We start from the raw sequence: 4,298 nt of genomic DNA on the forward strand, positions 1-4,298 counted from the left end.
TCGTCGCGCACGGCGCCCAGCTTGGCTTGCTCGAGCACCGGTACGGGATCCTCCCGGACCTGGGTGGCACCCAGCGGCTGCCGCGGATCGTCGGCCCGTCGAAGGCGCTGCAGCTGATCGTCACCGCGGCGCGCATCGACAGCGCCGAGGCCGAGCGCATCGGCCTCGTCGACGTCGCCGTCAGCGACGACGACCTCGAGGACGCTGCGGCCGCGCTCGCCGAGACGATCGCGGCCCAGCCGCCGCTCGCGGTCCAAGGCGCGAAGCGGGCGGTGTGGGCGGCGGTATCGGGGCTCAGCGTGCGCGAGGGCCTGCTGGTCGAGGCCGAGGCGCAAGCGGCGTGTCTGCGCTCCGAGGACGTGACCGAGGCGATCACCGCGTTCGTCGAGCGGCGAGCACCCGTCTACCGCGGGCGCTGAGGACCGCCGGCGGGCGCCTCCGACCGCCTACCATCCCGCGATGGACCGATACGTGGTGCAGCCGGGCGCGCCCTTGTCCGGGTCGACCCGCGTGTCGGGCATGACGAAGAACGCCGGTCTGAAGCAGATGGCGGCGGCCCTGCTCGCGCCGGGCGTGACGACGCTGCGCAACATGACGCCGGTGGCGGACCTCGACGTCATGGCGGACCTGCTCGAGGCCATCGGCGCCCGCGTGGAGCGGCGCGACGACGTGGTCCGCATCGACACCGCGGCCGAGCTGACCCCCGAGGCGCCGTACGAGCACGTCCGCCGGATGCGGGCGTCGATCAACGTGCTCGGTCCACTCCTGGCTCGCTACGGGCGCGCGCGTGTCGCCATGCCGGGCGGCGACAACATCGGCAGCCGGAAGCTCGACATGCACTTCGGCGCGCTCACCGCGATGGGAGCCGAGCTCGACGTGCGCGGCGGCTTCATCGAGGCTCGCTGCAACGCGCTCGGCGGGACCCGCGTGGTGCTCGACTTCCCGAGCGTCGGCGCCACCGAGACGGTGCTCACCACCGCCGTGCTCGCGAAGGGCGAGACCGTCATCGACAACGCCGCCCGAGAGCCCGAGGTCGCTGACCTCTGCTGCCAGCTCCAGGAGATGGGCGCCAACGTGGAGGGCGTGGGGACGGCGACGCTGCGCGTCGAGGGAGTGACCGAGCTCACGCCCACCGACCGCGCCATCGTCGGCGACCGGATCGAGGCCGGCACGCTGCTGTTCGCGACCGCGATCGCCGGTGGCGACGTCGTGGTCGAAGGGGTGCCGTTCGTGCACCTCGAGACGGTGGCCCGGAAGCTGGCGGCGATGGGCGTCACGGTGACGCCGGCCCCGGACGGGATCGCCGTGGGCGCCGACGGTCGCCCCGGGCCCGTCGACGTCCAGACCCTGCCGTTCCCGGGCTTCGCCACCGACTTCATGCCGCTCGCCGTGGCCGCGCTGACCACCTCGACCGGCACCGCGATCGTCACCGAGAACGTGTTCGATCACCGCTTCGCGTTCGTCGGTGAGCTGAACCGGATGGGCGCCGACGTGCGGACCGAGGGCCGCCACGCCATCGTGCGGGGCGTACCCCGGCTGTCGGGGGCGCCGGTGCGGGTGCCGGACGTCCGGGCCGGCGCCGCCCTGCTGCTGGCCGGCCTCGGCGCCGACGGCCCGACCACCGTCTTCGACACCCACCACGTCGAGCGCGGCTACGCCGACCTGCCGGCCCGGCTGCGGGCGCTGGGCGCCGACGTGACCCGGGAGTCGGAGCCGCCCCGGGAAGACCTGCGAGACTGGCGGCGTTGGCAGTAGTGATGGAGACCGAGGTCCTCGAAGCGATCGACGCCATCCGCCCGGCCCTGCAGGCCGACGGCGGCGACATCGTCCTTCGCGAGATCGACGCTGACGGGGTCGTGCACGTCGAGCTGGTGGGCGCGTGCGGCACCTGCCCGATCTCGACCATGACCCTGAAGGCCGGGGTCGAGCGGATTATCAAGGACCGCGTCCCCGGCGTCTCCGCGGTCGAGGCCGTCGACGCCGTCTGACGTGACGGCCGCGGACGCGGCCGCGCTGGTCGACGGCGCGCGGGCGGGGGATCGGGGCGCCGTCGCTCGGCTGCTCTCGCTCGTGGAGTCCGGTGGGCCGGCGGCCGACGCCGCGCTGGCGCGGCTCTACCCGCACACCGGCGCCGCGTACACGGTCGGTGTCACCGGGCCCCCCGGCGCCGGCAAGTCGACGTTGACCGACGGGCTCGTGGCGCGCCTGCGCCGCGACGGCGACGAGGTCGGCGTGCTCGCCGTCGACCCCACCAGCCCGTTCACCGGTGGGGCGATCCTCGGCGACCGGGTGCGCATGCAGGCGCACGCCACCGACGCGGGGGTGTTCATCCGCTCGATGGCGAGCCGCGGGCACCTCGGCGGCCTCGCGCTCGCGACGCCGCAGGCCGTGCGCGTCCTCGACGCCGCCGGGAAGCCGTGGGTGATCATCGAGACCGTCGGGGTCGGACAGGTCGAGGTCGAGATCGCGGGCGCCGCCGACACCACCGTCGTCGTCCTCAACCCGGGTTGGGGGGACGCGGTGCAGGCGAACAAGGCCGGCCTGCTCGAGATCGCCGACGTGCTGGCGGTGAACAAGGCCGACCGCCCCGGCGCCGACGAGACCGTGCGCGACCTCCGCAACATGATCGAGTGGTCGCGGCCGACCGACTGGGTCCCGCCCATCGTCGAGACCGTCGCCACCGAGGGCGGTGGGGTGGACGAGCTCTGGGACGCGATCGCCGCCCACCGGGCCCACCTCGAGCAGGACGGACGGCTGGCGGCGCGGCGCGCGGCGCGGCTGCGCGACGAGATCCAAGCGCTCGTCGCGGAGCGACTCGGTCGGCGGGCTGGGGCCGTCTGCGTCGGGGCCCGCTTCGACGAGATCCTGGCCCGGGTCGGCGCGCGCGACCTCGACCCGCACGCCGCCGCCGACGCCCTCCTCGACCAATAGTCTTCGCCGCCGTGGCCGAGGGCTGGGTGCGCACCGAGGACCGCGGCGACGGGGTCGCCGTGCTGCGCGTCGACCGTCCGCCCCTGAACGCCCTGTCTCGCGCCGTGCTCGCCGAGCTCGCCCGCGCCGCCGAGGCCGTGGCCGGCGCGCCGGACGTCCACGCGGTCGTCGTGGCCGGCGGCGAGCGGGCCTTCGCGGCGGGCGCTGACATCGAGGAGCTGCAGACCACCGACCCGGACGCGATCGCGGCGGCGTTCCGGGTCGCGTTCGACGCCGTGGCCGCGATCCCCCGGCCGGTCGTGGCCGCCATCCGCGGCGTCGCGCTCGGCGGCGGCCTCGAGCTGGCCCTGGCGTGTGACCTGCGCGTCGCCGGTGACTCGGCCCGGCTCGGGCAGCCCGAGATCCTCCTCGGGATCATCCCCGGCGCCGGTGGCACCCAGCGGCTCCCGCGGCTCGTCGGCCCGGCGCGGGCCAAGGAGCTGGTGTTCAGCGGCCGGCACGTCGCCGCGGACGAGGCCGCCGCGATCGGCCTCGTCGACCGGGTCGTCGCGGACGGCGACGCCGAGGCGACCGCGCTCGACTGGGCCCGGTCGCTCGCCGGCGGGGCCGTGGCCGCCATGGGCCTGGCCAAGCGGGCGATCGACCGCGGCCTCGACGGCCCGCTCGGCGCCGGCCTCGACCTCGAGCGCGGCGCCTTCGTCGAGGCGTGCCGCACCGACGACGCCGCCACCGGCATCCGGTCGTTCCTCGAGCGCGGCCCGGGCCGGGCCCGCTTCCGGGGCCGCTAGCCCGCCTCGACCCTCCGGCACCGGCGAGCCAGGTTCTCCCGCCACCCGCGTCACAGCACCGGTCGCGCCAGCCGCTCCCCGACGCGGCCGCCCCGCCACCACCGGAAGCGCCGCGTCTCGTCCCAGCAGAACGCCGGGCCCGTCCCCGCCGCCGCCAGCTCGAAGCGTCCGACGCCACGGACGCGGCCCGTGGGCTCGATCGCCAACCGCCGCTCCTGGTCCCGCTCGGTGACCACGAAGCACGTCACGGTCCCGGAGCGGACCAACCGGGATCACGCACGTGAACGTGCCGACGCCCGGGCGCGTCCCGCCGCGCGGCTCGACCCGCACCGGGTCCGCCATCCACTCGACGTGGGTCTCGATCCGCTCGAGGTCGGCCCACACCCGGGCCGGCGGGGCGCCGATCCCGACGCAGGAGCGGATGCGACGCTCAACCGGCCGCCCGCAGCTGGGCCGCGGCCTGGCGCGGCTCCACCGGCTCCACGAGCACGCCGGTACCGAGCTCGAAGCCGGCCGGCACGACGACCCGCGGGATCAGCCGCACCCACCAGTGGAACCGGGTGTCGAGCGGGGTCGGCG

The 4,298-nt window shown here is 75.9% G+C and carries 6 protein-coding genes; 5 read left to right on the forward strand and 1 reads right to left on the reverse strand.

Annotation, left to right across the window (positions count from 1 at the left end; all coding sequences use genetic code 11):
* The 5 genes from VG869_16655 to VG869_16675 all read left to right on the forward strand — a co-directional run.
* Positions 1–419: enoyl-CoA hydratase-related protein (locus tag VG869_16655; protein ID HEV3452815.1), on the forward strand; the 419-nt coding region annotated here is incomplete at its 5' end.
* Between the two features lie 40 nt (positions 420–459).
* Complete coding sequence (gene murA, locus VG869_16660; protein HEV3452816.1) at positions 460–1,755, forward strand: UDP-N-acetylglucosamine 1-carboxyvinyltransferase; 1,296 nt, start codon at positions 460–462, stop codon at positions 1,753–1,755.
* 2 nt (positions 1,756–1,757) lie between these two features.
* The gene (locus tag VG869_16665) at positions 1,758–1,988 is read left to right on the forward strand and encodes a NifU family protein (protein ID HEV3452817.1); all 231 of its coding nucleotides are present in this window, start codon (positions 1,758–1,760) and stop codon (positions 1,986–1,988) included.
* A gap of 1 nt (position 1,989) precedes the next feature.
* Positions 1,990–2,931, forward strand: a complete 942-nt coding sequence (gene meaB, locus VG869_16670; protein ID HEV3452818.1) for a methylmalonyl Co-A mutase-associated GTPase MeaB — start codon at positions 1,990–1,992, stop codon at positions 2,929–2,931.
* An 11-nt stretch (positions 2,932–2,942) separates the two neighbouring features.
* Positions 2,943–3,719, forward strand: coding sequence for an enoyl-CoA hydratase-related protein (locus tag VG869_16675; GenBank protein ID HEV3452819.1), 777 nt, complete (start codon positions 2,943–2,945; stop codon positions 3,717–3,719).
* Between the two features lie 50 nt (positions 3,720–3,769).
* Here VG869_16675 and VG869_16680 read toward each other — a convergent pair whose 3' ends face one another.
* Positions 3,770–3,967, reverse strand: coding sequence for a hypothetical protein (locus tag VG869_16680; GenBank protein HEV3452820.1), 198 nt, complete (start codon positions 3,965–3,967; stop codon positions 3,770–3,772).
* Positions 3,968–4,298 lie beyond the last annotated feature (331 nt).

The sequence above is a fragment of the Acidimicrobiia bacterium genome (genome assembly GCA_035948415.1).
Classification (GTDB): domain Bacteria; phylum Actinomycetota; class Acidimicrobiia; order IMCC26256; family PALSA-555; genus PALSA-555.